We start from the raw sequence: 24,688 nt of genomic DNA, 5'->3' as shown, positions 1-24,688 counted from the left end.
ATCAGTTTTCATTTTTTCGTAAAAAAGTAAAATCGAGTTGTTTCTTGACCAGGTCGGCGTTCTTCACTTTGACCCAGACTTCATCACCGAGTTGGATGGTATTTTTGGTGACTTGCCCGACCAAAGCATATTGCTTTTCATCGAACGTGTAATAATCGTCTTTAATCTCGCGGATGCGGCACATGCCTTCACATTTATTCGAAAGTATCTCCACATAAATACCCCATTCGGTCACACCTGATATAACGCCCAAGAACTCTTCATCCTTGTGATCCTGCATATATTTTACCTGCATATATTTTACAGAATCACGTTCGGCATTGGTCGCGAGGTTTTCCATATCGCTTGAATGCTTGCACTTTTCTTCGTAAATTTCTTCTGATACAGATTTTCCTCCGTCAAGATAATATTGCAATAACCTATGCGCCATCACGTCAGGATAACGCCGGATAGGTGAGGTGAAGTGCGAATAATAATCGAATGCCAGGCCATAGTGTCCAATGTTATGTACTGAATATTTGGCTTTACTCATGCTTCGGATAGCAAGCGTATCGACCATATTCTGTTCTTTCTTACCCTGTACGTCATGCAATAATTTGTTGATCGATTGTGAAATTTTCTTTTTATCACGAAAATCGATACTGTATCCGAATTTGGAAATCACACCCTGAAGGCCTATCAATTTATCTTCGTTCGGTTCGTCGTGGATTCGATATACGAAAGTCTTTTTCTGTTTTCCGATGAATTCCGCCACCTTTTTATTGGCCAACAACATGAATTCCTCAATCAGGTGATTCGAATCTTTGGCTTCCTTGAAATAAACACCAGTTGGTTCTCCATCTTCATCTAAGTTGAATTTAACCTCGACCTTATCGAAAGATATAGCTCCGTCCGACAATCTTTTGCGACGCATAATCTTGGCCAGTTCGTCCATTTTGAGAATGGCGTCGACAATTTCTTTAGGTGCTTTACACGCTTGTCCCGTAAGCGAAACTTCGGCAGGGATTTCATCTTTTTTGGTCTCAATGATTTTCTGTGCTTCTTCATAAGCGAAACGCTGATCGGAATAAATCACCGTCCGCCCAAACCACGAATTCAGCACATTAGCTTTTACATCGAGTTCGAAAATAGCCGAGAACGTATATTTTTCCTCATGCGGACGCAACGAACACGCAAAGTTGGAAAGTACCTCAGGAAGCATCGGAACAACCCTGTCGACTAAATAAACAGATGTAGCACGGTTATAGGCTTCTTCATCCAGAATGGTTCCTTCCTGGACATAATGCGAGACATCGGCAATATGGATCCCGATTTCATAATTACCATTCGGGAGTTTTTCGAACGATAAAGCATCGTCAAAATCCTTTGCATCTTTCGGATCGATAGTAAACGTCAATGTTTTTCGCATGTCGCGACGTTTTTCAATCTCAGCTTGTTGTATTGAGGTGTCGAGCTTTTGCGCATACACTTCAACATCTACAGGAAAATCATATGGAAGTCCGTATTCTGCCAGAATTGCGTGGATTTCGGTGTCATGTTCACCTGGTCGTCCGAGGACTTTCGTCACCACACCGAACGGACTGTCGGCGCGTTTAGGCCAGTCTTCTATGGCAACCAGGACGACATCACCGTTTTGTGCTTCGCCTATTTTGTCTTTCGGGATAAAAATATCCGTGTACATCTTTGGATTGGCGGTAGAGACGAATGCGAAATTTTTCTGGATATCGATAACCCCCACGAAATCTGTCTTATGCCTTTCGACAATTTCTACTACTTCACCTTCCGGTCTTTTGCCTTTTCTTCGATTGTAGACATATACTTTTACCTTGTCTTTATCTAAGGCGTGATTGAGATTTTGGGTCGGAATGAAAACATCTTCCTCGAATTCAGGACAAATGAAAAAAGCCGTTTTCCGGCTCGTCATGTCTATCGTACCTTCATAATAATCCTGGCTGACAGCCTTGATCAAATATTTTCCGGGTTCCGATTCTATGATTTTTTTCTGAGCAGCCAGAAGTTTGAGGTCTTTTATAATCTGGTTGCGGCTTTTGGTATCGTCTACTTCTAAGATGGCCGCTATTTGTTTGTAACTGAATGCCTTGTTAGCATTTCTGGAAAGGACTTTTTCGATTTTATGTGTAAAATCTTTAGCCTGCTGTCCAGGTATTTTATTTTTTTTGCTCATACATATTTAAAACTGTCGTGAAAGTACAAAATACCTTAGCTATTCGGCTAAGTCAGAACCCAGTTTTAATTTAATTATAACTATGCAGCAATATGTTACCAATACTGTAATCCTTTGTAACTTTAAACAAAGATTCTGTCATGGAAAACTTTATCACCATTGCCGTATTCCAGTATACGCATGAAATAGAAATCTTAAAACATCGTCTGGAACATGAAGGGGTACGGTATCATTTCGAGAACGAGGCCACAGCTTCGGTTGTTCCAATGTATTCACTGGCATTGGGCGGCATCAAACTTAAAATCCATCCGAACGATTCCGCATCTGTCCTTGCCATTTTGGACGAACTCAAAGGTGGGCACGATCTTCGGATTGTCTGAACTTTTCAACATCTATTATATACATCAAAATAAAAAGATTAAAATTTAAATTATTTATGATGGTTATTATAGCGTGTTGATAGACACAATAATTTTTTTTAGCCTGTATTTGAAATATGGTTTAAATTTGTTGTATCAATTTATTAACATACAATTAAGAAAGAAAACGATTGATTTCCAACCCATATTTTTCACTTATTGACAATTGTTGACAGTTAAGAATCGATAAAAAATGTCGAAAAAAACAAAATCCTGAATTGTTTATAAAGCACTTTTGTAAGCTCAAAACTTTTATAAAAATCACCCAAAATAAAATAGGTTTTTTAAATCCAATTCTGGATTATAAAAAATTTCAATACCCATGCAAATTTCTTTTGTAAATCTATCACAGGTTTTGAACAATGTATGTTAATTTAAGGTTATCTGAAAATCAAGAGGTTGTGTTTTCCAGTTAACAATGGATTTTTACACTAAAGTCATGAGTATTGAGTCGTGAGATATTGTCTTTAGCATAGCATTATTTAATCAAGCTCATAACTCTCACTCATTACTTACCTTTGCTAAAACAACGCACATGAAAATAGCCATAGGAAACGACCACGCAGGTCCCGATTATAAAAAAGCCATTGCAGAAAAACTCCAGTCGCTTGGTCATGAAGTAATTAATTTCGGGACAGATACGCCTCAAGCAGTAGATTATGCAGATTTCGCCCATCCTGTTGCCAACGCCGTAGCCAATAAAGAAGCAGATTTCGGCATCACGATCTGCGGAAGCGGAAACGGAATTTCGATGGCCGCCAACAAACACCAACAAATACGTTCGGCTGTTTGCTGGACCAAAGAAATCGCATTCCTGGCCAGATCCCACAACGATGCCAACATACTGAGTATTCCGGCCCGTTTCACCTCAATTCCACAAGCCGTTGAAATGGTGGAAGTATTTTTGGCAACTGAATTCGAAGGTGGACGCCACGCGCTTCGTATCAGCAAAATTCCTTGTATGTAATTTTGGGACACGGGCACGATCATTCACACGGAGAGCTTCACGGTAAGAACCTGCTCATTTCAATACTGCTTAATGTAGCTATTACGGCATCGCAGGTCATTGGCGGAATTTTGTCAGGATCACTTGCGTTATTGAGTGATGCTTTGCACAACTTCAGTGATGTGTTGTCGTTGGTATTCAGTTTTATTGCCCATAGATTATCACACAGAAAAGCCACACACAAGGAAACTTTTGGGTATAAAAGAGCCGAAATCCTGGCCGCTTTTGTCAATGCCGCAACATTGGTGATTGTCGCGTTGATTTTGATATATGAAGCTGTCGAAAGATTCTTTTCACCACAACATATAGAATCGAACCTTGTTATCTGGCTTTCGGTTTTGGGAATTGTCGCCAATGGTTTTTCTGTGTTCTTGCTCAAGGCAGATGCCGATAGGAACCTCAACATGAAATCGGCTTACCTTCATTTATTGACAGACACCATGGCATCTGTCGCTGTCCTTATTGGTGGATTGCTCATGAAATTTTTCAACTGGTATTGGGTCGATAGTGTCCTTACCTTGGCTATTGCGGTTTACCTTATTGTCGTCGGATACGGTTTGCTTAAAGATTCGACGCGGATTCTCATGTTGTTCACGCCGACACACCTGAGTATTGAGGAAATAGCGTCCGAAGTGCACAAAATTCGAAACATCGGAAAACTCTACCACATGCATCTGTGGCATCTCAATGACGAAGAATTACATCTGGAAGCGCACTTGGCTTGCCCTGAAAACCTGACTATTTCAGAATTTAACCAACAGGCCGAAACCATCGAAAAGCTGCTGAAGGAAAAATTCGGCATCAACCATTGCACGATCCAGCCGGATTTCAATAAACAATGTTCCAAGGAATTCATCGTTCAGGAATAGAGCATTATTTATTTTTATTTCTATTATTTATTATGGATCTAATCCAGGTGTGACGACGTAGCTTCACCACAATTTCAGCTTTATGTACATGAGGAAATGGTGTCTTTTTATGGTGTTGGCTTTTCTGTCATGCAAAACAGATGGGAAACGGGACTATTTTTCAAGACTTTCCGGAAACGATCAACCGCTGCCCAAAACGTTGCCTGGTGAATGGCTTTGGGATCATCCTGAAAACGGCCAGACTTTCGGTCAATTCCTAAAATCGAAACCGATAATTCCTACCGATTACAAAAGGACAATCTATGTGTCACAAATCGGGAAATTCAATGAACTGCAAACCCGGCAAATCCAATTGTTGCAGGAATATCTGCAGATTTTCTTCCAGCTGGAAGTGAAAATAGGTGAACGTATTTCGAGCGATGAAATTCCTGCCGATTGTCGCAGGATTGGTAAAGAAGACCAGGAACAACTGTTGGCTTCTTTTGTCCTGGATTCTGTTCTGGTAAGGCAAAAAACCAAAGACGCGATTGCCTTTATGGGTATTTCAGAACTCGATTTGTATCCGCAACCTTCGTGGAATTATGTTTTCGGCCTGGCATCTTATCAAAAACAGGTTGGTGTAACCTCTATTTTCAGGCTTCAGGACGAGTTGCTCAAAAAAGAAAATTTCGACCTTTGCCTGACACGGTTGCTAAAAGTATCTTCGCATGAAATTGGGCATATGTTCGGGTTGCATCATTGCATTGATGCCAGCTGTGTGATGAACGGATCGAACCATCTGCCGGAAACCGATAAAAATCCAACACGGCTCTGTTCGCATTGCCAGCAAAAGTTACAATACAGCATTGGTTACGACAATCAGAAAAGAGTGAACGAACTGATTGCTTTTTTCAAACAGAATAAACTCGAACACGAAAGTATTATCTTAAACAAAGACCTGAAAATCAAAAAGTAGCTTCACACTACAACATCTTGCTTCTTGGCTCTTGCTTCTTTTCTCTAAAAAATGACTCCATTACAATACATTTCCCAACAAGTTTCGGCTCCGGCCAAATCCATTGAAAACACCTTAAAATTATTATCGGAAGATTGTACGATACCTTTTATTTCACGCTACCGGAAAGACATGACCGGAAATCTGGATGAGGTTGTAATAGAGCAGATTGCCAAACTGAACGCATCATTTGATAGTATCATCAAACGCAAAGAAGCCATCCTCAAATCCATTGGGGAACAAAACGGATTGACGCCGGAACTTTCAAAAAAGATAGAGGCGAGTTTTGATTTGACCGAACTCGAAGATTTGTATCTGCCGTTTAAAAAGAAACGCAAGACCAAAGCCGATACGGCACGTGAAAACGGATTGGAACCGCTTGCCAAAATAATCATGGCCCAAAACGCCGATGATCTGGATTTCATCGCCTCTAAATACCTGAACAAAAACGTCCCGAACGAAGATGAAGCCTTACAAGGTGCACGTGACATCATCGCAGAATGGATCAACGAGAATATGTATATCCGGAAAACGTTACGCCGGATGTTCCAACGAAAATCGGCCATCGAAACCAAAGTCGTCAAAGGTAAACAGGACGATGAGAACGCCGCCAAGTTCAAGCAGTATTTCGATTGGAACGAGAATTTGTCACGAACGCCGTCGCATCGATTACTCGCCATGTTGCGTGCAGAAAACGAAGGTTTTGTCCGGTTGAATGTTTCGATAGAAAAAGATGAAGCGTTGGATTTCATGGAGGACAACATCATAAAAAACAAAAAAGAGACGGCCGTCCATCTGGAAAAAGCCATTGCCGACAGTTACAAACGATTGCTCGAACCGGCGCTTTCAAACGAAGCTTTACAGGAAGCCAAAGCCAAAGCCGATTTGAATTCGATAGGTGTTTTTGCCGGAAACTTAAGTCAGTTGTTACTCGCGCCACCGTTGGGTGAAAAACGGATTTTAGCCATCGATCCCGGATTCAGAAGTGGCTGTAAGATTGTCTGCCTCGATGAAAAAGGTGATTTGCTCTATAATGAAACCATTTTTCCGCATGCGCCACAGAACGAATCGGCTATTGCCATGAAAAAAGTCAAATCGATGGTCAACGCCTATAAGATCGAAGCCATTTCAATAGGAAACGGAACGGCTTCACGAGAAACGGAATTCTTTATCAAGAAAATTCCGTTTGACCGCGACGTGCAGGTTTTTGTGGTGAGTGAGGCAGGCGCATCGGTATATTCGGCATCAAAAATCGCGCGTGAGGAATTCCCGAAATACGATGTTACGGTCCGCGGTGCGGTTTCAATCGGACGACGGCTCAGCGACCCGTTGGCGGAACTGGTGAAAATCGATCCGAAAGCCATCGGTGTTGGACAATACCAACACGATGTGGATCAGACAAAGCTTAAGGAGGAACTTGATACGGTCGTGGTCCGTTGTGTGAATTCCGTCGGCATCAATATCAATACGGCAAGTAAATCGCTGCTCAGTTATGTGAGTGGGATAGGAGAGAAGCTGGCTGAAAATATCGTGGCGTACCGCTCTGAAAACGGGCCGTTCCAGGATAGGAAAGAACTTAAAAAAGTGCCGAGATTAGGTGATAAGGCCTATCAGCAAGGCGTTGCTTTCATCCGGATTCCGTCTGCCAAAAACCCGCTTGATAATTCCGCCGTGCATCCGGAAAGTTATGGTGTAGTCGAGAAAATGGCCAAAGACCTTAAACTATCGGTAGCTGAACTAATTGGGAAAAAAGACAAAACGGCACTTATCGATGCGTCGAAATACACCTCTGAAACCATTGGGATTTTAGGCCTGAAAGACATCATCAAAGAACTCGAAAAGCCCGGCCTTGACCCAAGAAAAGCCGCAAAAGTTTTTGAATTCGACAGCACGGTGAAAACCATTTCAGATTTGCGTACCGGAATGGTATTGCCCGGAATTGTCAACAACATCACCAATTTTGGCTGTTTTGTAGATGTCGGCATCAAGGAAAGCGGGCTAGTCCATATTTCCCAGCTTAAAGCCGGTTTTGTGAGCGATGTGAATGAAGTGGTCAAACTGCACCAACACGTACAGGTCAAAGTCGTTGAAATTGATGAAGCCAGAAAACGCGTTCAATTGACGATGATTTTGTAGTACTTTTAAGTATGCCGGAACCAGAAAAGAATCTTCAACTCGACAGACTTGTATTTTTCACCGATGCCATCGTAGCCATAGCCATTACGTTGCTGGCCCTTAACATCCATGTCAATATTGGACCCGACGGACATTTGCACTATTCAGATTTATTGCGGCAATGGAAGCATTTCCTCGCGTTCGGGCTGTCGTTTTTCAACATAGCCGTTTTCTGGAAAACCCATCATACTTTTTTTGGCTACATCAGGAAAATCGACGACCGCATGATATGGTGTACTATTTTCTGGCTGTTATTCATTGTGGTCCTTCCGTTTTCAACCTCTTTGGTGAGTGAATATTTTTTCGATATTCCGGCAATGGTGTGTTATAGCATCAATATTTTGATGATCGCCATTTTCCAGAACGCCATTTGGGATTATGCCGCCATGAAGCCGAATTTCATGAAAGAAGATATGTCTATAGAGTGGAACGGCCGGATCAGGATGTATTGCAACCTCGATATGATCAATGCCGGAATAGGTTTGATTGCGGCCTTCTACATACCAGTTTTGGCATTCATCATTTTGTTTACGAGGTTTCCGGCGATTTTGATTACAGGAATTTATTACACGGCTAAAAACAAAAAGGAGCTACGGAAAAAAAAGCCATAAAAAAACCCGGAATTTCCGGGATTTATACTGGTGGATTGTTTTGCTCTTCGTTTTTCTTGTCTGCCGGTTGGTCGTCCTTAGCGGCGTTCTTGAATTCCTTAACCCCGGATCCAAGGCCTTTCATAAGTTCCGGAATCTTTTTGCCTCCAAAAAGGAGTAAGATGACGGCGATAATCAAAATCCATTCTGTAGCACCCATTTTTCCCATGGTTATAATCTTTAAGCCGAAGCATTATTAAGTTTTCAAAGATACGAAGATTTTGATCGTGCGGATTTTATGGTTTGGCAATTTTTTGTGAAATAATCCAGACATAAGATTTCTGCGACGGCCTTTGTGATTGCTTATATTTGTGCAAAGTCTTGTCTGGGCATGTCAAAGAAAAAACTCAAACGAAAAAAAATCGCCAAAAAACTGTATGCCAAAAACCGGTTGGTGATTTTGAATGAAGATACGTTCGAGGAAATTTTTTCATTGCGGCTGACCCTGATGAATGTTTTCGTTGTGGCATCGCTCGGCGCGATTCTTATTATTTTCGTGACTACATTCATCATTGCCTTTACGCCGTTGAGAGAATTCATTCCGGGCTATACATCGGGCAAAATGAAACGCGAAGCTACAGAGTTGGCGCTTAAATCAGATTCGATACAGAAAGCCATCCGCGAAAACCAAATCTATCTGTCAGCCATCAAAAAAGCATTGACCGGAGAAGTTGAAGCTGCAAAACTCAATAAAGATTCGATTGTGGCAGACAGCACCCGGATCAATGAACAAAGCCTGCAACCATCTGCCGCCGAACTCAAAATCCGGAATGCCACAACTACCAAACCGATTAAAAAATAAACCATCCCCGAATCATGTCGCTTAAAAGCATCGCAGCCAAACTATTTGCCGGAGTGATTTACAAAAAGACCCAAAAATGGGCGACAAATCCGGTAGAAACCCAACAACGTGTATTTGAAGGACTCATCAGGAAAGCGGCTACCACATCTTTCGGGAACGATCATAATTTTGGTTCCATAAAAAACCACAGCGATTTTGTTTCCCGTGTCCCGATCCGCGATTATGAGGCACTTAAACCGTATGTGGACCAAGTGATAAAAGGAGACGAAAACATCCTCTGGCCCGGAAAACCGTTGTATTTCGCAAAGACTTCCGGAACCACGTCAGGCGCCAAGTATATTCCGCTGACCAAAGAATCGATGCCGTATCATATCGAAGCCGCACGCGATGCCATCCTGCATTATATACACGAAACCGGAAATGCGGATTTTGCAGACGGCAAGATGATTTTCCTCCAGGGCAGCCCCGAACTCGAAGAGAAAAATGGAATCAAATTAGGCCGATTGTCAGGAATCGTCGCGCATTTCGTTCCGGCTTATTTGCAGCGAAACCGGCTTCCGAGCCTGAAGACCAATTGCATCGAAGACTGGGAAACCAAAGTCGATGCGATTGTAGAAGAAACCATCGATCAGGACATGACGGTGATTTCCGGAATTCCGTCGTGGGTTCAGATGTATTTCGAGAAACTGAAAGCAAGATCCGGAAAAACGGTTGGAAATCTGTTCCCGAATTTCAATTTGTTCATTTACGGTGGCGTCAATTACGAACCATATCGGGCCATGTTCGAAAAATTGATCGGGCGTAAAGTGGACAGCATCGAATTGTTTCCGGCTTCGGAAGGTTTCTTTGCCTACCAGGATTCGCAAAAAGACAAAGGCATGTTGCTGCTGCTCAATTCCGGGATTTTTTATGAATTCGTAAAGGCCGATGAATTCTTTTCTGAAAATCCAAAACGATACACGATTGGCGAAGTGGAATTGGGCGTCAATTATGCATTGATTATTTCCACAAACGCCGGTCTTTGGGCTTATAACATTGGTGATACGGTTCAATTTACGTCACTCAAACCGTACCGCGTGATTGTTTCCGGACGCATCAAACACTTCATTTCGGCTTTTGGCGAACACGTGATTGGCAAAGAAGTCGAACAGGCATTGCGTGACGCGATGGAAGATTCAGATGCCGTGGTGACCGAATTCACCGTTGCGCCACAAATCAACCCGTCAGCTGATTTGCCGTATCATGAATGGCTGATTGAATTCGAGCAGGAACCGAACGATTTGGCTGCTTTTTCAAATGCGATTGACGCATCGATGCGGAAACAGAACGTCTATTACGATGATCTCATAACAGGAAAAGTTTTACGGAAATTGGTCGTTACGCCTGTACCAAAGGGCGGATTCGAGCGTTATATGAAAGCTGTCGGGAAATTAGGCGGGCAAAACAAGCTGCCACGTTTATCGAACGACAGAACCATAGCCGACCAATTATAACATGAGGAAACTTTTATTGTCGCTTTTGCTGCCGATGCTTTCGTGTGCCCAATTATCCGGAGTCGTACGCGACAGCATCAGTGGAAATCCGGTACCTTATGCCAACATCTGGATCGAGGATTCAAAGAAAGGGACAAACGCAAACGAAAAAGGCGAATTCGAACTGGGCAAGGAATTTTCAAATGCGTCGTTGGTTTTTTCGGCCATTGGTTACGAAACCAAAAAGATCAAAGGAAATTTTTCTGCTGTCAATCTTAATCCCGTTTCGTATCAGTTGGACCAGGTTGAAATTAAAAAACCATTTGGCAACAAATCCATAAAACTCTCCGGCTTCACCGGATCATGGGTTTTGTATCAGACAAACCTTAACATGGCCAAATTTTTTCCTTCAGATGAAAAGGTGCTGAAACATCCGTATCTAAAGGAAATCACATTCCGCACCGTAAGCCAAAAAGAAGATTGTGTGGTGAACCTCAGATTCCTTCAAACGGACCAGAACGGTTTTCCGGGACAAGATATGCTTGATGAAAACATTCTGGTTCCGGTTACCAAAGGCGACCACAACACCACTTTCAATGTTGAAAGATACCATGTCAAAGTTCCGGAAGGCGGGATTTTCATTGTAATCGAACGGTTGATCATTCCGGAGAACAGGCTTACGACAGAGACGAAAGCCAAAAGCCTTTCCGGCGGAAAACGAATCCTTAAATCCTACAGCTACGAGCCGACGTTCGGGCTATTGCCATCTGAAGTAAACGACACCTGGAACTGGACGGGCAAATGGAAACAGGATGGCAAAGAGAAATTGTCGAACCCCCAATCGTATGAAAACCTGCTCATGAGAAAGTATCACGATAAATTCAAAACCGCGGCCTTAAGCATAACACTGACCGATTGATGAGGTATTTTTATTTTTTGATCGTCGTCACCTTTTCGACGACCGCCCAGGTTTCCGGAAAGATTGTGGAATCTGATACAGGAAAACCAATTCCGTTTGTGAACATCCGAATCAATGACAGCGATGTCGGGACTTCGGCAGATGAGAACGGATCTTTCCGTTTTGAAAAAGCTACTTCAGAAACGGCTTTGGTCTTTTCTGCCGTCGGATATAAATCAAAAACCATTTCCATAAAACCCGATGCCCGGATAGAACTGGAACGTGATACCTATGAATTGGGGGAAATTAATGTGCACAAACGTCTGGAAACAGAGAAATATACGATTGGGAATTACAAAAAGAGCGATAATGACACTTGGTACGGAGCGAGTATTTATCCGTGGAAACTTGCCAGATATTATGCTTTTTCTGAGCAATTAAAAAAGACGCCGTTTTTGGATAAAATAGAAATCCTTACCAGATCTGAAATCAAAAACGCGACGTTTCTGGTTCATTTTTATGAAGTCAATGACGATGGAAGTCCGGGACGAGATATTGCAGATTCCAATATTATCGGTATTGCCAAAAAAGGAAGTGGATTTACCAAAATCGATCTTAAGCCGTATCAATTGGTTTGTCCGGATAACGGATTTTTCATTGGGATTGAATGGCTTATCATAGATTCCAATAAAAAGGAAGAAAAAATAAACGATGAAAAAGGAAAAGAACATTTAATGGTGCATTATTACCCATCGATAGGATCAATCGTTTCAACCAATGTCACATCATGGTTCTTTACCAAATCGCATTCTTGGGTGACATCGAGGCTGAATGAAAAAAGTCCCGAATACCAAAAATATTATGACGATCATTACGCGGAAAAAAATTCACCCATGTTCAAAGGATTCTACGAACGGCATGAACGCATGAAAGGCAAGACACTCGAATTCGCGTTTAACCTGAGCTTAACCAACTAAATTCCAAAAAGCATACATTTGCACACAGAATTACCCTGAATGAAAGAATTCAAGAATATCGTACGCTCACGCGCCCAGGAATCTTCGAGCGCCGTAGAGAAATTGTACATCACCATGCGTCACTTGTTCAACCGCGGGTTTTACAAGCCAATGGGCGTTTCCGGTGAAACGTTACGCGAAGCCTTATTGGAATTGCGCCCTGAGATTTACGGCAGTATAGCCACCGAAAAAGTCGAACTCAACGGCTTACTTTATGTCATTGAACGATTACCTGTCGGGATAGAAGAATGCCGGTTCATTAACCTGACTTCGGATGAAGGCTATTCCAAGTCACATTTCAAGGCGATAGTTCCGCCAAAACGGAAACGCAACTGTTACCGCATTGATGAAGAGCAGATGAACGTTGAAATCACGCGTGGCCGTTCGGACATTTACGATATCCTGACGCACCTGACGTTCCTGTTCATCGAATCGCACAAAATCAAGGACAAGGTCTTGCTTGATGACAATGCGGAAACGTCACGCGACTGGCAGAAATTGGGTCAGTTTGTCAAAAGCCCTAAAAAATTAGCGTTATCAGATAAGGAACAGGCTATTTCACATGCGGCGAATATCCTTGGCCGTACGTTTTCTGAAATACTCGACATATACGATAGTTTCGCGACGGCGGAAAAGCCGGATCGTTTGCTCCATATTGTATATTGGCTTGGGAAACTGGCTTTGGATGAGGTGAACGAAAACCAGAAACGCACCATAACATTCAGCCCGATTCTTCGCGAAAGGCTTGGACATCACATTCACGGTGAAATCTGGGCGACGAATATAAAGGATACACTTTTTGAAAACGGATTGATTGAAAGACCGATCCATATTATCAGCGCCAACATGCATTCGGTGATGAACTCATTGTATGCAGGCCATCTGTTCAAAACTAAAATGGCAGGCAAACCGGAATTTCAGGTATATGAAGAACTGAGCAAATCATCTGGAAACGACATGCGTGCGACAGTCGAAAAACACGCGTTGGCCAATGGAATGATCGTGATTCCGGATACATCCGGAACCAATATAGACGTCCAGATTTTCGATACGGCAAAAACCGACTGGAAGAAATCCTCTTTTCCTAACGTAAAACCGTCCAAAAATGCTTCCGTGATCATCGTTATGGATTATGCATTTGGTGAACAGGCGTATGAAACCATAGATGAACTGCTCAAGCCTTACAATACTAAAGAAGGCCGGATTTACCTCAATGTGGAATCGGTTTCCATTATGGGGAAAGCCGGAATTCTGGAAGGCGAGAAGGGCGATATCATGATTCCATCGGCACACATAAACGAAGGAACCGGCGATAATTATCCGTTTGAAAACCAATTGACTTTCGATCTTTTCGACGGAAACGACATTCCGGTTTACGCCGGACCAATGGTCACCGTTTTGGGAACATCGCTCCAGAACCGCGACTTGCTGACGTTTTTCAATAAATCGACGTGGGGCGTCATCGGGTTGGAAATGGAAGGTGCTTATTACCAAAAAGCGATACAATCGGCCTCAAAAATCCGCAAGAGCATCAACCCGGACGTCAAGGTGCGTTATGCCTATTATGCATCGGACAACCCGCTTGAAACCGGAAGTACGCTGGCATCTGGCGGACTTGGGACAGCCGGTGTAAAGCCAACCTATTTGATTACGATAAAGATTTTAGAACAGATTTTAATTTAAACGATGATTCATGAATAATCGGCAAAATATCGATAATACCGAAATAGATTTATCTATAATCCGTGACAAGGTCAACTCGTTATTTGACGGTGTCAAAAGTGCTATATTCCGGTTCGTCCAATACCTGTTCAAAAATATCGTTTGGATTGGGGTTTTGTTCCTTGCAGGAATTGCCTTGGGATGGTTCATGGACAGAGGCCCAAAAATATATGAATCGCAGGTTATTGTGGCGCCACATTTTGGCAGTGCCGATTATATGTATTCCAAACTTGAACTGTTACAATCCAAAATCCGGGAAAACGATACAGTCTTCCTGGCGGGTCTGGGAATCAAAAATCCAACAAAGCTGGCAGAGGTTAAAGCAGAGCCGATAATTGATATTTACAACTTCATCAACAGAAGCAATTCAAATTTTGACATGATCAAGCTGATGGCAGAAGATGCTGACATGAAAAAAATCATTGAAGATCCTGTGACCAGTAAGAATTATGATTTTCAACTCATTACCATTACAACAGCTAACAAGACCAATCAAGACCTAAGTATTCAGCCTATTTTGAATTTTTTGAATTCCAGTGCCTACTTTGCCAAGATTCAAAAAGAGTATATAAAGAATCTGGAGCTTAAGATTAAAACCAATGAACAGACAATCGGGCAGATCAATGGAATCCTGGATAATCTTGGAAGCAAAAATGGTCAAAATTTGTCAAGCCAGGTTAACATAAGCCAGAATAATCAATTGAACGATGTGTTGCAAACCAAATACAAACTCATTGAGGACATAGGAAACCTACAGGTCGCCCTTGTTCAAAATCAACGTATTATCAAGGAAAGCGCAATAACCCTGAACATTAAAAAGGCCAAAGGAATTCTGGGCCAAATGAAGTTCATGCTTCCTTTTGTATTCGTTCTGCTGTTCTTTTTAATCAAAGGGTTCATAGGATTTTACACAACTCAGTCTAAAAAACACCAACTTCAATCATGAAGGGAATTATCCTTGCCGGTGGATCCGGTACACGTCTGCATCCGCTTACTCTTGCCGTCAGTAAGCAACTGATGCCGATTTATGACAAACCGATGATCTATTATCCATTGTCTACCCTAATGTGGTCCGGCATTCGCGAAATCCTGATTATTTCCACGCCCCATGATTTGCCGTTGTTCCGACAACTTTTAGGAGACGGATCAAGCCTGGGTTGCCGATTCGAATATGCTGTGCAGGAACATCCGAACGGATTGGCTGAGGCTTTCATCATTGGAAAAGAATTCATTGGGTCAGACAAAGTGGCGCTGATCCTGGGAGACAATATTTTTTACGGAACCGGGCTTTCAGGGTTGCTTAAGTCTAATAACGACCCAGATGGTGGCATCATTTACGCCTATCACGTCCACGATCCGGAACGTTATGGTGTTGTAGATTTCGATTCAGACGGAAATGTGCTGTCGATTGAAGAAAAGCCTACCGAGCCAAAATCCAATTATGCCGTACCCGGAATTTATTTTTATGATAATTCCGTGGTAGAAATCGCAGCAAACATTCAACCGAGCCATAGAGGCGAACTCGAAATCACCGATGTCAACAAAGAATACCTTAAAAGAGGCAATCTCAAAGTCAGCATCCTGGATCGCGGAACCGCCTGGCTTGATACCGGGACTTTCAATTCGTTGATGCAGGCTTCGCAGTTTGTCCAGGTAATCGAGGAAAGACAAGGACTTAAGATAGGTTCTATTGAGGAAGCCGCGTTTGGAATGGGTTTCATAGATGCCGACCAATTGAAAAAGCTCGCCCAACCGTTGCTTAAAAGCGGTTACGGAAAACACTTGATGGGATTGATTTAATATGGAATTCATACAAACCAAACTCACCGGAAGCTTTATAATAGAACCCAAAATACTCAGGGATGAACGTGGCTACTTCATGGAAAGCTTCAATGAAAGGCTTTTCCAGGAAGGAATCGGCGACCGTATTTCTTTTGTCCAGGATAATCAATCGGCATCTGTGAAAGGCGTTTTGAGAGGGTTGCATTACCAGACGGGTGCTTTTTCACAAGCCAAACTGGTTCGTGTCCTCAAAGGTGAAGTGCTGGATGTGGCCGTGGATATTCGTCCGGATTCTCCAACGTTCGGTCAACATCAGGCTGTTTTACTTTCAGAAGACAACCAACGTCAATTCTATATCCCAAAGGGATTTGCACACGGATTCGTCGTGTTGAGTGAGACCGCGATCTTCTTTTACAAATGTTCCGATTTTTACAATCGGGAATCAGAAGGTGGCATTTTGTTCAATGATCCGGCACTCGGGATTGATTGGAAATTACCTGAAGCAGATTTTATCCTTTCTGAAAAAGACCGGAATTTGCCGTTACTCTCAAACGCGCGTCCGGCATGGTAATTCTGGTAACCGGATCTGGCGGGCAATTGGGGCAGGCATTGCAATATGTGTCGGCGGAATATCCACAACTACATTTCATATTTGCCGATTCCAAGACCGGAGATATTACCCATAGCGACAAAATCCGGAAACTTTTTTCTGAGACAAAACCAGATTTCTGTATAAATGCAGCTGCATACACGGCTGTGGACAAAGCGGAATCTGAACCCGAAAAAGCGCAATTGATCAATGTGGATGGAGCACGGAATCTGGCAAAGATTTGCTCTGAACACAATACTACGCTCATTCATATTTCTACAGATTTTGTTTTCGACGGACAAAAATCCACGCCCTATTCAGAAGATGATGCCACAAACCCAACCGGTATCTACGGAAGAACCAAGCGTGATGGTGAAAATGCCATAGAAGCCATAGGAGGTAAATATTTCATCATAAGGACGTCATGGGTGTATTCCCAATTCGGGAACAATTTTATGAAAACCATGCTCAGGCTGGCATCGGAACGGGATTCACTAAATGTAGTGAATGACCAGATTGGAACACCTACGAATGCCGTCGATCTGGCAAAAGCAATCCTGACTATCATAAAATCCTGTAAATCAGCATATGGGATTTATAATTTCAGCAATGAAGGTGTGGCCAGCTGGTTTGATTTTGCAGCGGAAATTTTTAGGGTGAACCACATTTCAATCAACCTGAAACCCATTCCTACCGAAGCATTTCCCACAACTGCAAAACGCCCCGCTTACAGTGTTCTGGATAAAAGCAAGATAAAGGAGGTTTTTGGAATCGAAATAGACTCATGGAAATCAGCCTTATCCAACATTTCAAAATTATGAAGGAAAAGCATTTTAACCTGGCTTATCTGCTGCTTACACTGCTCTGCTTTAAATTTATTTATGGGCTATCAATCATAGATCCGACGAATATAAACTGGCTTATGTCTGCCTATCACGATTGGGGACAGCACTATTTGGGTTGGGCTTTTTTCAGGCAGGAAAACTGGACTTTCCCTTTGGGAACGATCCAGAACTACAATTATCCTGCAGGTTCTAATGTCGGGCTTACCGATTCCATTCCCTTATTGGCCTTTTTCTTCAAACTCTTTGACGGGATTTTACCAACGGACTTTCAATATTTCGGGTTGTGGTTTTTATCATGCCATTTGCTGCTTACTTATTATACCGTAAAGCTTTTACGATTGTTCAAAGCATCGGACTACGTGCTTATTGCAGCTGTACTATTAATTTCCCTGAACCCGACATTGCTTTACAGAGGAATGCATCCGGCACTGTGCGCACATTGGATGATAGTGGCTTGTTTCTATAATTATTTCAGGTCATCAACTACAGATAATACTCAGAAAGTAATTTACCACCAAATCTTTTTGCTGCTCTTTTCTGCCGCAGTGCATCCGTATCTGTTGGTCATCGTCGCAGCATTTAATTGCATTCTGCCGCTTAAGATGCTGCTTGATAAAAAAATCTCGGTCGTTCGTTTTGGCGTGTATGTAATTGTCCCGTTTTTGCTGGTTCTGGTGATTTGGTATCTGACAGGATTGATACGATTCGGCGACAACACGGCTCTTGAAGTCGCGAACAGCTACGGGTTGTTCAGTACCAATCTCAATGCGTTTTTCAATGCCCAGGGCTTTTCCAGGATTTTGCCGCAAATGCCTTTCCATAAGGTCAACCAATATGAGGGTTTTGCCTATCTGGGCGTAGGTTTTATGATTCTGCTGGTATTTTCGGTGGTTTATAAAATCCTGTTCTGGAAGAAAACCTGGAACTTCCGGATTGACCGCAACAAGGTGTTATTTCTTATTGTAATTGCAGTTTTTACTTTTTTCGCCATCACCCATTTGATTACGCTGAACGAAAAACTTCTTCTGGAAATACCAATGCCCGACAGTGCCTTGAAAATTGGAAATATCTTCCGGGCCAGCGGCCGTTTTATCTGGCCGTTGTATTATGCGTTCCTTTTCTTCATCCTGATCTTTTTCTCGAAACTCAGGATAAACAGGTTTGTCCAGATTGGCGTTCTGTCTGCCGTACTTGTAGTTCAGGTGTATGACATCAGCCCAATGATGTTCCGTTATAAAGATTCTGGTTCATATGTTTCCAAGAAGATCGATCAGCAGGGTTGGATCGACATGACATCGTCTTTCAAAAAAATCATTACGTTTCCTCCGTTCGAAAACAATCTGCAAAATGCACTGGATTATCAGGATTTGTGTTTTGTGGCGTTGAAAAACAAGATGGCCATTACCTGCGGATACGTCGCCCGTGACATTGGGAGCACGAACAATGAGTTCAAGAAAGGATTGGAAAAGCAACTCACAGAAGCTTCCATAGACCCAAATAACATTTACGTCACTACCCAAAAGTACATCGATGCATTTTACCCGCTCATCGAATCAGGGAACGTGACCGTCAAAGAGCACGACGGATACTTTTGCATTTATTCGAACAAGAGCCGTATCAGGAGATTGTCCCGATTCAGCGATAAGACAGCCGAATTGTCCCAGAAAGTCCACAAGGAACTAAAGGTAAAAGTCGAAACCGGCTTGGTGTTCAGCAACGACATCGTCAAATATAATTTTGATGTGAAACTCAAATCGGAGAAGACATTAAATCTTCAAGGTTGGGCGTTTTTCAGCGATTTGGGCATCAGGAGCGATTCGGTCAAAGTGGGTCTGGTGAGTCAGGACAAAGCTTATTTCGCACAGACCAATATATTCGAAAGGCCGGATCTGGTTGATAACTTCAAGTCCGCGTCACTGTTGAAGTCGGGTTTCAAAAGCACTATTTTCCTCAACCAGATTCCGCTGGGCAAATATAATTTGGTGATAGGGCTAAAAAGCAATCAAGGCTGGAGTTATCAGAAATTGGAGGATGAGATTGATATCAAGGAGCAGATTGTTCCAAAACGAATACAAACCGTACCATCTGAAACCGGCAATGTCATAGGAAACCTTGATGATTTTAAGCAGGAAAAGGATAAAATAGAAGTTAGCGGCTGGGCGGCCATCGAAAACGAAGATTGCAACGGAATCACGCATGAATTGATTTTGATTGGCGACACGAACTGCTACATGATTGCTACAGATAATGTGATCAGGAGAGATGTATCCGATCATTTTAAGGTAGGCAGCAAATACAATAAATCCGGTTATTCGGTTCAAATCCAGAAAAGTAGCATCAGTAAAGGAACCTATAAAGTGGGAATCCGGATGCTTCGGGAAAACAATGTCATCGGATTTAAAATAATTACAGAAAACAAAATTATTAACTAACAACTTTTTTAGTACACTTGTACAAAATTTAAAACCATGAAAAGTAAAATCTTATTATTTGTGTTGTTGAGCCTTTCGGTCATATCTTGTAAGAACAAAGAGGAACAACAAGAGCCGAAACAAGAGGAAAACAATGCATTCACCATTACAGTCGATATGATTGTAAAAAAAGATGACAGTTTTCAAATCTATTACATGGAAGATGTAAACGCTCCTGTAGATCCCAAAAATTACGTCGATGTAGCTGTTAAAGGAAGTGATGCTTCTCAAGCTGTAGTTTTTAAACTACCGGAAGATGTGGTTCCTGCGAATATCAGATTTGACCTGGGCGGAAACGAAAACCAGGATCCAATCAAAATCAATAGCTTCAAAATGAATTACTTCGATAAAAGTTTTGAGGCTAAAAACGGAGATATTGATTTTTTCTTCGGATATAATCCACAAATTACTTTTGACAAAGCTACTGCTACGGCAACAATCAAAAAATTGCCAAACGAACCTTATGATCCAATCTTTATTGCAAAGACGTCTCTGCAGGATGAGTTGAAAAAAATGGCTATGTAACTAAGTAACATACTACACGGGAGGGAATTTTCTAAGTTGGAAATTCCCTCTTTTGTTTTAGTATACCGGCTGCGTTCTATTTAAAACGGCCTCGTATTTCTCAAGATATGCCAGCGCCATTTTCCTGGAATTGAATGCTTCGACCACATATTCGTTACACCTGCTTTTTGAAAAGCTGTCGGCATTTAAAATAGCCCGGGAAAGTTCTTCTTCTGAATTGGAAAGCAAACCGACATCTTCGCGAACGAGTTCCGGTAATGAGCCATAAGTAGATCCAAAAACCGGACATCCGTAGAAAAGACTTTCAATAATGGCCAATCCGAAAGGTTCGTTCCAGGTCACCGGAAACAGCAATCCTTTGGAATGGTTCATCACTTGGGCCTTTTTAACATCGTCCACCATTCCCAAAAAAGAAATTTTATTCGAAAAGGTGAAGGTGTTCGGATGCCATCTCGTTCCGCCCATCACGTAAAGTTTTTCTGTCTTTGATTTTGAGATGATGCTTATGGCGCCTTTCACATTCTTTACTTTCCAGGCGGCGTTCCCAAGAAAATGGAAATAGCTTCTTTGCGATTCCAGATTCGGTTTTTGGTAGGCGTTCCAGTCCAATCCATTGTAAACGTAGCTGTCAGACGCATATCGTTCGGCATGATTCTTTGAAACAAAAACCGCATTTTTGGGCGGCGTTTCCGTTTCGGGGTTTCCGTGAATGGTGACAATAAAAGGCTTCGATATATCTTCTGTAAAATAATCATCGTTTACATGGACTATGTCCGTATCTGCCGGTATTTGATCTTCAAGAGCTAAGCCCGGATCGTAAATGAGCACTTTGGCAAAATCGCAACTGGAGCCTTCATTGGCCAGAAAAGTAACGGAATGACCCATTTTCACCAGCTCATTCCCCAAATACCACATAACTCTTTCTGTGCCACCGTATAGAAGCGATGGAATTCGGGTCTTTAAAAATATCAGGACGTTCATCAAAGGGTTTGTTGGGCTTATTTGACGATAAATATAGGCAACGCTGCCCGGAATCAGGCTATCGCTGAGGTTAAAATACCCGTAGGCAGGATCAGTCGAAGGTAAGTTTATGCGCACGTTAATCTGGTTATACTGACAAAAAGGGTATTTTTGTGCAGATGAATGCAAGCTTGCCCAAAATCAATGTCATTTATAGAAGTTGTGATGCCGTAAACGCAGTCCACAATGCTCCGAGGCCATTTGGTCTTGATAAAAAAACGCTGATCAAGGTCTGTTTCAAAAGCCTTCACGATTCGCTTCAGGGATTCAATTACTCGATTACTGTTTTGGGCGACAATCTTTCGGCAGAAATGAAAGAATTCTTCCTGAAATTTGATGTGGAATTGATTGAAGGTGTTTTTGGGAACGATGCATCCATAAGGGAAACCATTAAAATCGCCGAACGATTCAACGATCAGGAATGGGTTTACTTTTGTGAAGACGATTATTTGCACAAACCGGAAACATTCGAACAAATTGTAAACCTTATCCAGGTTAAGGACAGTATTATTCCGGCCAGGATCCAGTTCAAGCAGCTGTTGCGGAAACGTGAATTGACGTTGTTTTCTATGAACAGATACTTTACAAAGCCAAATCTGGTCATACATCCTTGCGATTATCCGGACAGATATCATCAGAAATACGCAGCCAAAAACTTTATTTTCCACACCCAAAAAGGACATTGGCGTCAAATTTCAGACATGACCTTCACGTTTTTGATTGAAGTCCATGAGGTGAAGAAGCACAAAAAGACATTGATCAAGGCTTCTCACCGCGCCAACGACAGATACCTGAGCAAAACACTGTTTGGCAAATCTGTTTTCATCAATACATTATTGGGTGTATCGCCTATGCCAAGCCTGTCCACGCATATGCACATTGAAACGATGTCACCATTGGTAAATTGGGAACAACTGGTGAATCAATTGCTTATTGAGATTTGATGCTTAAAAAGATTCTCAACGATATCGACCTGATAAACTTCATTCTGAAAAAAGGCGGATTGATCTTTTTGTTCCGGATGATATCCATGGCCCTGACTTTCTTTACCACCTGGTATATTTCAACCCATTACGGCGGTTCGGACTTTGGTAGATTTTCATTGGCGCTGACCGTCCTGCAAATCATCTTTCTTTTTTTTGCCTTGGGCCTTCCGAGTGTTTTCCTGGCATTCACGGGTAGTTTCACCAATGATGAACTCAAGAAAGGGCTGCTTATAAAAGCGACTAAAATTGTGTTGGTCGTTTCTGTTTTCCCGGTTCTGGTCACCTTTTTTGGTGCCGATTTAATCGCGCAAGGGATTTTTGAAAAAGAATCTCTCGCAGTTTATTTCCGGATCGTTGCCTTTGCGGTTCCGTTCATGATCCTGCATGAAATCATTTGTTATTATTTCATTTCGGTCAGCAGGCATCTGTCTTATGGAATATTGCTGTTTGTTTTACCCAACATTGTTTTCACCCTGTTTTTAATACTGACCCATTGCTTTGATTTACCCGGTTATTTCACGTTTCTGGATTATACTTTAGGAATAGCCATAACCGTACTCGTTGGCTTTTTTATGGCATTTTATCAAAGCAGGGAATTTTCTCTACCTGATTTATCGTACAAAGACATTCTAAGGAAATCGATTCCAATGATGGTTGGCAGTATGTTTCTGTTGCTGCTCAACTGGACCGATATTCTCATGCTGGGCCGAATGGAAACAGAGGAAAACATAGGGATTTACAACGCAGCTTTTAAAATAGGTTATCTGGCGCTTTTCTTTATTGCCTCGATGAATGTAGTGGTGATGCCAAAAATTTCGGAGCTTTTCCATCAGGACAATATTCCGGAAATGAAAAAAGTGATCAATCGGGCTACGCAGATCGTCATTGTGCTTACGCTTCCGCTGGCTTTGTTCATTATGATATTCAGTAAAGAAATACTGTCAATTTACGGGGAAGATTTTGTCGCCGGAAGTACCTGCCTCATTTTCATAACCGCTGGTGCCTTGTTTAATGCCATGACCGGAAACGTTGACCAGATTTTGAATATGACGAATCAGCAAAATCTGGTCAAGAACATTTTCTTCATTGGCTTTGTATTGAACGTGGTCTTGAATTTATTCCTGATTTCAGCATACGGAATACAAGGAGCGGCTTTGTCCAGCCTGATTACCAATGTAATCGTAAACGTGATTTTTGTTTATAAAATAAAGAAGAATCTGGGTTTCTATACTTTTATCTAAATTTGGAATTCATAAGTATTGGTTATGCAAACTGAACTTTCAGTAATAATTGTCAATTATAACGGGTTACCTTACTTAAAAGATTGTTTGGATTCTTTGATTCGGAAATTATATGGAATTCCGAATGAAATTATCTTGATCGATAATAATTCACAAGATGAAAGTTGTGCGTTTTTAAAAGATAATTATCCTGACGTAGTGCTTATCGAATCAAAAGTCAATCTCGGCTTTGGCAAAGGAAACAATGAGGCGGTCAAACAGGCTAAATCTGACACTATTCTCCTGATAAACAACGATACCATAGTCCTTGATGATTTAAAACCGGTATTGGATTTTTTGAAAAACGATGCATCGATAGGTGTAGTTGGCATCAATATGCTTAATGCCCAAAGAAAATATTTACCTGTTGCCGGCGTTTTCCCCAATTACAGGAATATGTTTCTGATGAAAAAATTACTGGCCGTGAACACCGAATTTACCAAAGGAATTTTTTCAGAACCGAGTTATGAAGTGGACTGGCTCAGTGGTTCCTTCTTACTTCTGCGAAAAGAAACCTACCAAAAGATCAACGGATTTGACGAAGACTACTTTTTGTATGTTGAAGATGTGGATTTTTGCAAAAGGATTTCCAACCTTGGGCTAAAGAGAATCTTTCTTCCCAATTACAATTATATCCACTTTGTGGGATTCAACACCTCTAAAAACCCGCTGCTGGTCAAAGGCTATAAAATTTATATTTCAAAACATTTTAAAGGTGTTTCAAAACTTTTGGTTTCGGTGGCTTTGCAATTCAATAGCTTTGTCAAAAATGTGAAACTGCGAACAGGATTAAATCAATTGTTTCTTGGGATGTTTTAATGCGATAGTAAATGATAGTGAGCAAAACAAAATTTTACACAACGTTATTTATAATCGTAATTCTTTCGCAGCTATACCTTTCCTCGTTTAAGGCCAACATTTTTTTGCAGATCGGGGTTTTGGGATTGTTTTTTTTTTACGACAGGCCCATTTTATCCGTTTC

General features: G+C 41.8%; 23 protein-coding genes. 20 read left to right on the top strand and 3 right to left on the bottom strand.

Going from position 1 to position 24,688, the window contains the following annotated elements; all coding sequences use genetic code 11:
- Position 1 precedes the first annotated feature (1 nt).
- Entirely contained in the window at positions 2-2,185 is a 2,184-nt protein-coding gene (gene rnr / locus G6047_RS10215) for a ribonuclease R (protein WP_169527506.1), read from the bottom strand.
- A gap of 140 nt (positions 2,186-2,325) precedes the next feature.
- On the opposite strand from rnr, the gene G6047_RS10210 reads away from it, so the two are divergent.
- From G6047_RS10210 to G6047_RS10185, 6 genes are all read left to right on the top strand, one after another.
- A complete protein-coding gene (locus tag G6047_RS10210; RefSeq protein ID WP_169527505.1) occupies positions 2,326-2,565 on the top strand; it encodes a DUF2007 domain-containing protein in 240 nt (79 codons plus the stop codon).
- A gap of 574 nt (positions 2,566-3,139) precedes the next feature.
- Positions 3,140-3,571 carry a ribose 5-phosphate isomerase B gene (gene rpiB, locus G6047_RS10205; RefSeq protein ID WP_169527504.1) on the top strand — a complete coding sequence of 144 codons (432 nt, stop codon included), beginning with the start codon at positions 3,140-3,142 and terminating at the stop codon, positions 3,569-3,571.
- The gene (locus tag G6047_RS10200) at positions 3,562-4,479 is read left to right on the top strand and encodes a cation diffusion facilitator family transporter (protein ID WP_235946530.1); all 918 of its coding nucleotides are present in this window, start codon (positions 3,562-3,564) and stop codon (positions 4,477-4,479) included. The genes rpiB and G6047_RS10200 overlap by 10 nt, the downstream gene beginning before the upstream one ends.
- Positions 4,480-4,567: 88 nt before the next feature.
- Complete coding sequence (locus tag G6047_RS10195; protein ID WP_169527503.1) at positions 4,568-5,434, top strand: archaemetzincin; 867 nt, start codon at positions 4,568-4,570, stop codon at positions 5,432-5,434.
- Between the two features lie 51 nt (positions 5,435-5,485).
- Positions 5,486-7,609, top strand: a complete 2,124-nt coding sequence (locus tag G6047_RS10190) for a Tex family protein (protein WP_169527502.1) — start codon at positions 5,486-5,488, stop codon at positions 7,607-7,609.
- 11 nt (positions 7,610-7,620) lie between these two features.
- Positions 7,621-8,259 carry a TMEM175 family protein gene (locus tag G6047_RS10185; protein ID WP_169527501.1) on the top strand — a complete coding sequence of 213 codons (639 nt, stop codon included), beginning with the start codon at positions 7,621-7,623 and terminating at the stop codon, positions 8,257-8,259.
- Positions 8,260-8,281: 22 nt separating this feature from the next.
- Here G6047_RS10185 and tatA read toward each other — a convergent pair whose 3' ends face one another.
- Positions 8,282-8,467, bottom strand: a complete 186-nt coding sequence (gene tatA, locus G6047_RS10180; RefSeq protein ID WP_169527500.1) for a twin-arginine translocase TatA/TatE family subunit — start codon at positions 8,465-8,467, stop codon at positions 8,282-8,284.
- Positions 8,468-8,629: 162 nt separating this feature from the next.
- Between tatA and G6047_RS10175 the strand changes: the two genes are divergently transcribed.
- From G6047_RS10175 to G6047_RS10125, 11 genes are read left to right on the top strand one after another with little or no spacing between them, the layout of a single operon-like run.
- Positions 8,630-9,100 (top strand): peptidase, encoded by a 471-nt coding sequence (locus G6047_RS10175; RefSeq protein WP_169527499.1) that lies wholly within the window; start codon positions 8,630-8,632, stop codon positions 9,098-9,100.
- A gap of 14 nt (positions 9,101-9,114) precedes the next feature.
- On the top strand, positions 9,115-10,593 hold the full coding sequence (locus G6047_RS10170; RefSeq protein WP_169527498.1) for a GH3 auxin-responsive promoter family protein: 1,479 nt from the start codon (positions 9,115-9,117) through the stop codon (positions 10,591-10,593).
- A gap of 1 nt (position 10,594) precedes the next feature.
- The gene (locus tag G6047_RS10165; RefSeq protein WP_169527497.1) at positions 10,595-11,491 is read left to right on the top strand and encodes a carboxypeptidase-like regulatory domain-containing protein; all 897 of its coding nucleotides are present in this window, start codon (positions 10,595-10,597) and stop codon (positions 11,489-11,491) included.
- Positions 11,491-12,447, top strand: coding sequence for a carboxypeptidase-like regulatory domain-containing protein (locus G6047_RS10160; protein WP_169527496.1), 957 nt, complete (start codon positions 11,491-11,493; stop codon positions 12,445-12,447). Before G6047_RS10165 ends, G6047_RS10160 begins: the two co-directional genes overlap by 1 nt.
- Positions 12,448-12,486: 39 nt before the next feature.
- The gene (locus G6047_RS10155; protein WP_169527495.1) at positions 12,487-14,169 is read left to right on the top strand and encodes a DUF6909 family protein; all 1,683 of its coding nucleotides are present in this window, start codon (positions 12,487-12,489) and stop codon (positions 14,167-14,169) included.
- 10 nt (positions 14,170-14,179) lie between these two features.
- The gene (locus G6047_RS10150) at positions 14,180-15,154 is read left to right on the top strand and encodes a hypothetical protein (protein ID WP_169527494.1); all 975 of its coding nucleotides are present in this window, start codon (positions 14,180-14,182) and stop codon (positions 15,152-15,154) included.
- Complete coding sequence (gene rfbA, locus G6047_RS10145) at positions 15,151-16,008, top strand: glucose-1-phosphate thymidylyltransferase RfbA (RefSeq protein WP_169527493.1); 858 nt, start codon at positions 15,151-15,153, stop codon at positions 16,006-16,008. Before G6047_RS10150 ends, rfbA begins: the two co-directional genes overlap by 4 nt.
- 1 nt (position 16,009) lies before the next feature.
- Positions 16,010-16,561 (top strand): dTDP-4-dehydrorhamnose 3,5-epimerase, encoded by a 552-nt coding sequence (rfbC, locus tag G6047_RS10140; protein ID WP_169527492.1) that lies wholly within the window; start codon positions 16,010-16,012, stop codon positions 16,559-16,561.
- Positions 16,555-17,400, top strand: coding sequence for a dTDP-4-dehydrorhamnose reductase (gene rfbD / locus G6047_RS10135; protein WP_169527491.1), 846 nt, complete (start codon positions 16,555-16,557; stop codon positions 17,398-17,400). Before rfbC ends, rfbD begins: the two co-directional genes overlap by 7 nt.
- Positions 17,364-19,856 carry a DUF6311 domain-containing protein gene (locus G6047_RS10130; RefSeq protein WP_169527490.1) on the top strand — a complete coding sequence of 831 codons (2,493 nt, stop codon included), beginning with the start codon at positions 17,364-17,366 and terminating at the stop codon, positions 19,854-19,856. The genes rfbD and G6047_RS10130 overlap by 37 nt, the downstream gene beginning before the upstream one ends.
- 36 nt (positions 19,857-19,892) lie before the next feature.
- A complete protein-coding gene (locus G6047_RS10125; RefSeq protein ID WP_169527489.1) occupies positions 19,893-20,420 on the top strand; it encodes a hypothetical protein in 528 nt (175 codons plus the stop codon).
- Between the two features lie 57 nt (positions 20,421-20,477).
- Here G6047_RS10125 and G6047_RS10120 read toward each other — a convergent pair whose 3' ends face one another.
- The gene (locus G6047_RS10120) at positions 20,478-21,401 is read right to left on the bottom strand and encodes a glycosyltransferase (protein ID WP_211165422.1); all 924 of its coding nucleotides are present in this window, start codon (positions 21,399-21,401) and stop codon (positions 20,478-20,480) included.
- 158 nt (positions 21,402-21,559) lie between these two features.
- Here G6047_RS10120 and G6047_RS10115 point away from each other — a divergent pair, with 158 nt between their 5' ends.
- From G6047_RS10115 to G6047_RS10105, 3 genes are read left to right on the top strand one after another with little or no spacing between them, the layout of a single operon-like run.
- On the top strand, positions 21,560-22,384 hold the full coding sequence (locus G6047_RS10115) for a hypothetical protein (protein WP_169527488.1): 825 nt from the start codon (positions 21,560-21,562) through the stop codon (positions 22,382-22,384).
- Positions 22,384-23,667: a flippase gene (locus G6047_RS10110; protein ID WP_169527487.1), complete on the top strand. Its 1,284-nt coding sequence runs from the start codon at positions 22,384-22,386 to the stop codon at positions 23,665-23,667. The genes G6047_RS10115 and G6047_RS10110 overlap by 1 nt, the downstream gene beginning before the upstream one ends.
- 24 nt (positions 23,668-23,691) lie before the next feature.
- Positions 23,692-24,525, top strand: coding sequence for a glycosyltransferase family 2 protein (locus G6047_RS10105; protein WP_169527486.1), 834 nt, complete (start codon positions 23,692-23,694; stop codon positions 24,523-24,525).
- Positions 24,526-24,688: the final 163 nt, after the last annotated feature.

Source organism: Flavobacterium silvaticum, assembly GCF_012911565.1.
Taxonomy (GTDB): domain Bacteria; phylum Bacteroidota; class Bacteroidia; order Flavobacteriales; family Flavobacteriaceae; genus Flavobacterium; species Flavobacterium silvaticum.
Note: the sequence above shows the minus strand (reverse complement) of the source record. Positions and strands in the feature narration are given on the sequence as shown.

Excerpts from the sequence above, each read along its gene's own strand:
- G6047_RS10210 (WP_169527505.1), top strand. The coding sequence starts at position 2,326 with ATGGAAAACTTTATCACCATTGCCGTATTCCAGTATACGCATGAAATA.
- G6047_RS10120 (WP_211165422.1), bottom strand. The coding sequence starts at position 21,401 with ATGAACGTCCTGATATTTTTAAAGACCCGAATTCCATCGCTTCTATAC.
- G6047_RS10165 (WP_169527497.1), top strand. The coding sequence starts at position 10,595 with ATGAGGAAACTTTTATTGTCGCTTTTGCTGCCGATGCTTTCGTGTGCC.
- rfbA (WP_169527493.1), top strand. The coding sequence starts at position 15,151 with ATGAAGGGAATTATCCTTGCCGGTGGATCCGGTACACGTCTGCATCCG.
- tatA (WP_169527500.1), bottom strand. The coding sequence starts at position 8,467 with ATGGGAAAAATGGGTGCTACAGAATGGATTTTGATTATCGCCGTCATC.
- G6047_RS10115 (WP_169527488.1), top strand. The coding sequence starts at position 21,560 with ATGAATGCAAGCTTGCCCAAAATCAATGTCATTTATAGAAGTTGTGAT.
- G6047_RS10195 (WP_169527503.1), top strand. The coding sequence starts at position 4,568 with ATGAGGAAATGGTGTCTTTTTATGGTGTTGGCTTTTCTGTCATGCAAA.
- G6047_RS10160 (WP_169527496.1), top strand. The coding sequence starts at position 11,491 with ATGAGGTATTTTTATTTTTTGATCGTCGTCACCTTTTCGACGACCGCC.
- rpiB (WP_169527504.1), top strand. The coding sequence starts at position 3,140 with ATGAAAATAGCCATAGGAAACGACCACGCAGGTCCCGATTATAAAAAA.
- G6047_RS10150 (WP_169527494.1), top strand. The coding sequence starts at position 14,180 with ATGAATAATCGGCAAAATATCGATAATACCGAAATAGATTTATCTATA.
- G6047_RS10155 (WP_169527495.1), top strand. The coding sequence starts at position 12,487 with ATGAAAGAATTCAAGAATATCGTACGCTCACGCGCCCAGGAATCTTCG.
- rfbC (WP_169527492.1), top strand. The coding sequence starts at position 16,010 with ATGGAATTCATACAAACCAAACTCACCGGAAGCTTTATAATAGAACCC.
- G6047_RS10170 (WP_169527498.1), top strand. The coding sequence starts at position 9,115 with ATGTCGCTTAAAAGCATCGCAGCCAAACTATTTGCCGGAGTGATTTAC.
- rfbD (WP_169527491.1), top strand. The coding sequence starts at position 16,555 with ATGGTAATTCTGGTAACCGGATCTGGCGGGCAATTGGGGCAGGCATTG.
- G6047_RS10175 (WP_169527499.1), top strand. The coding sequence starts at position 8,630 with ATGTCAAAGAAAAAACTCAAACGAAAAAAAATCGCCAAAAAACTGTAT.
- rnr (WP_169527506.1), bottom strand. The coding sequence starts at position 2,185 with ATGAGCAAAAAAAATAAAATACCTGGACAGCAGGCTAAAGATTTTACA.
- G6047_RS10185 (WP_169527501.1), top strand. The coding sequence starts at position 7,621 with ATGCCGGAACCAGAAAAGAATCTTCAACTCGACAGACTTGTATTTTTC.
- G6047_RS10125 (WP_169527489.1), top strand. The coding sequence starts at position 19,893 with ATGAAAAGTAAAATCTTATTATTTGTGTTGTTGAGCCTTTCGGTCATA.
- G6047_RS10110 (WP_169527487.1), top strand. The coding sequence starts at position 22,384 with ATGCTTAAAAAGATTCTCAACGATATCGACCTGATAAACTTCATTCTG.
- G6047_RS10130 (WP_169527490.1), top strand. The coding sequence starts at position 17,364 with ATGGAAATCAGCCTTATCCAACATTTCAAAATTATGAAGGAAAAGCAT.
- G6047_RS10105 (WP_169527486.1), top strand. The coding sequence starts at position 23,692 with ATGCAAACTGAACTTTCAGTAATAATTGTCAATTATAACGGGTTACCT.
- G6047_RS10190 (WP_169527502.1), top strand. The coding sequence starts at position 5,486 with ATGACTCCATTACAATACATTTCCCAACAAGTTTCGGCTCCGGCCAAA.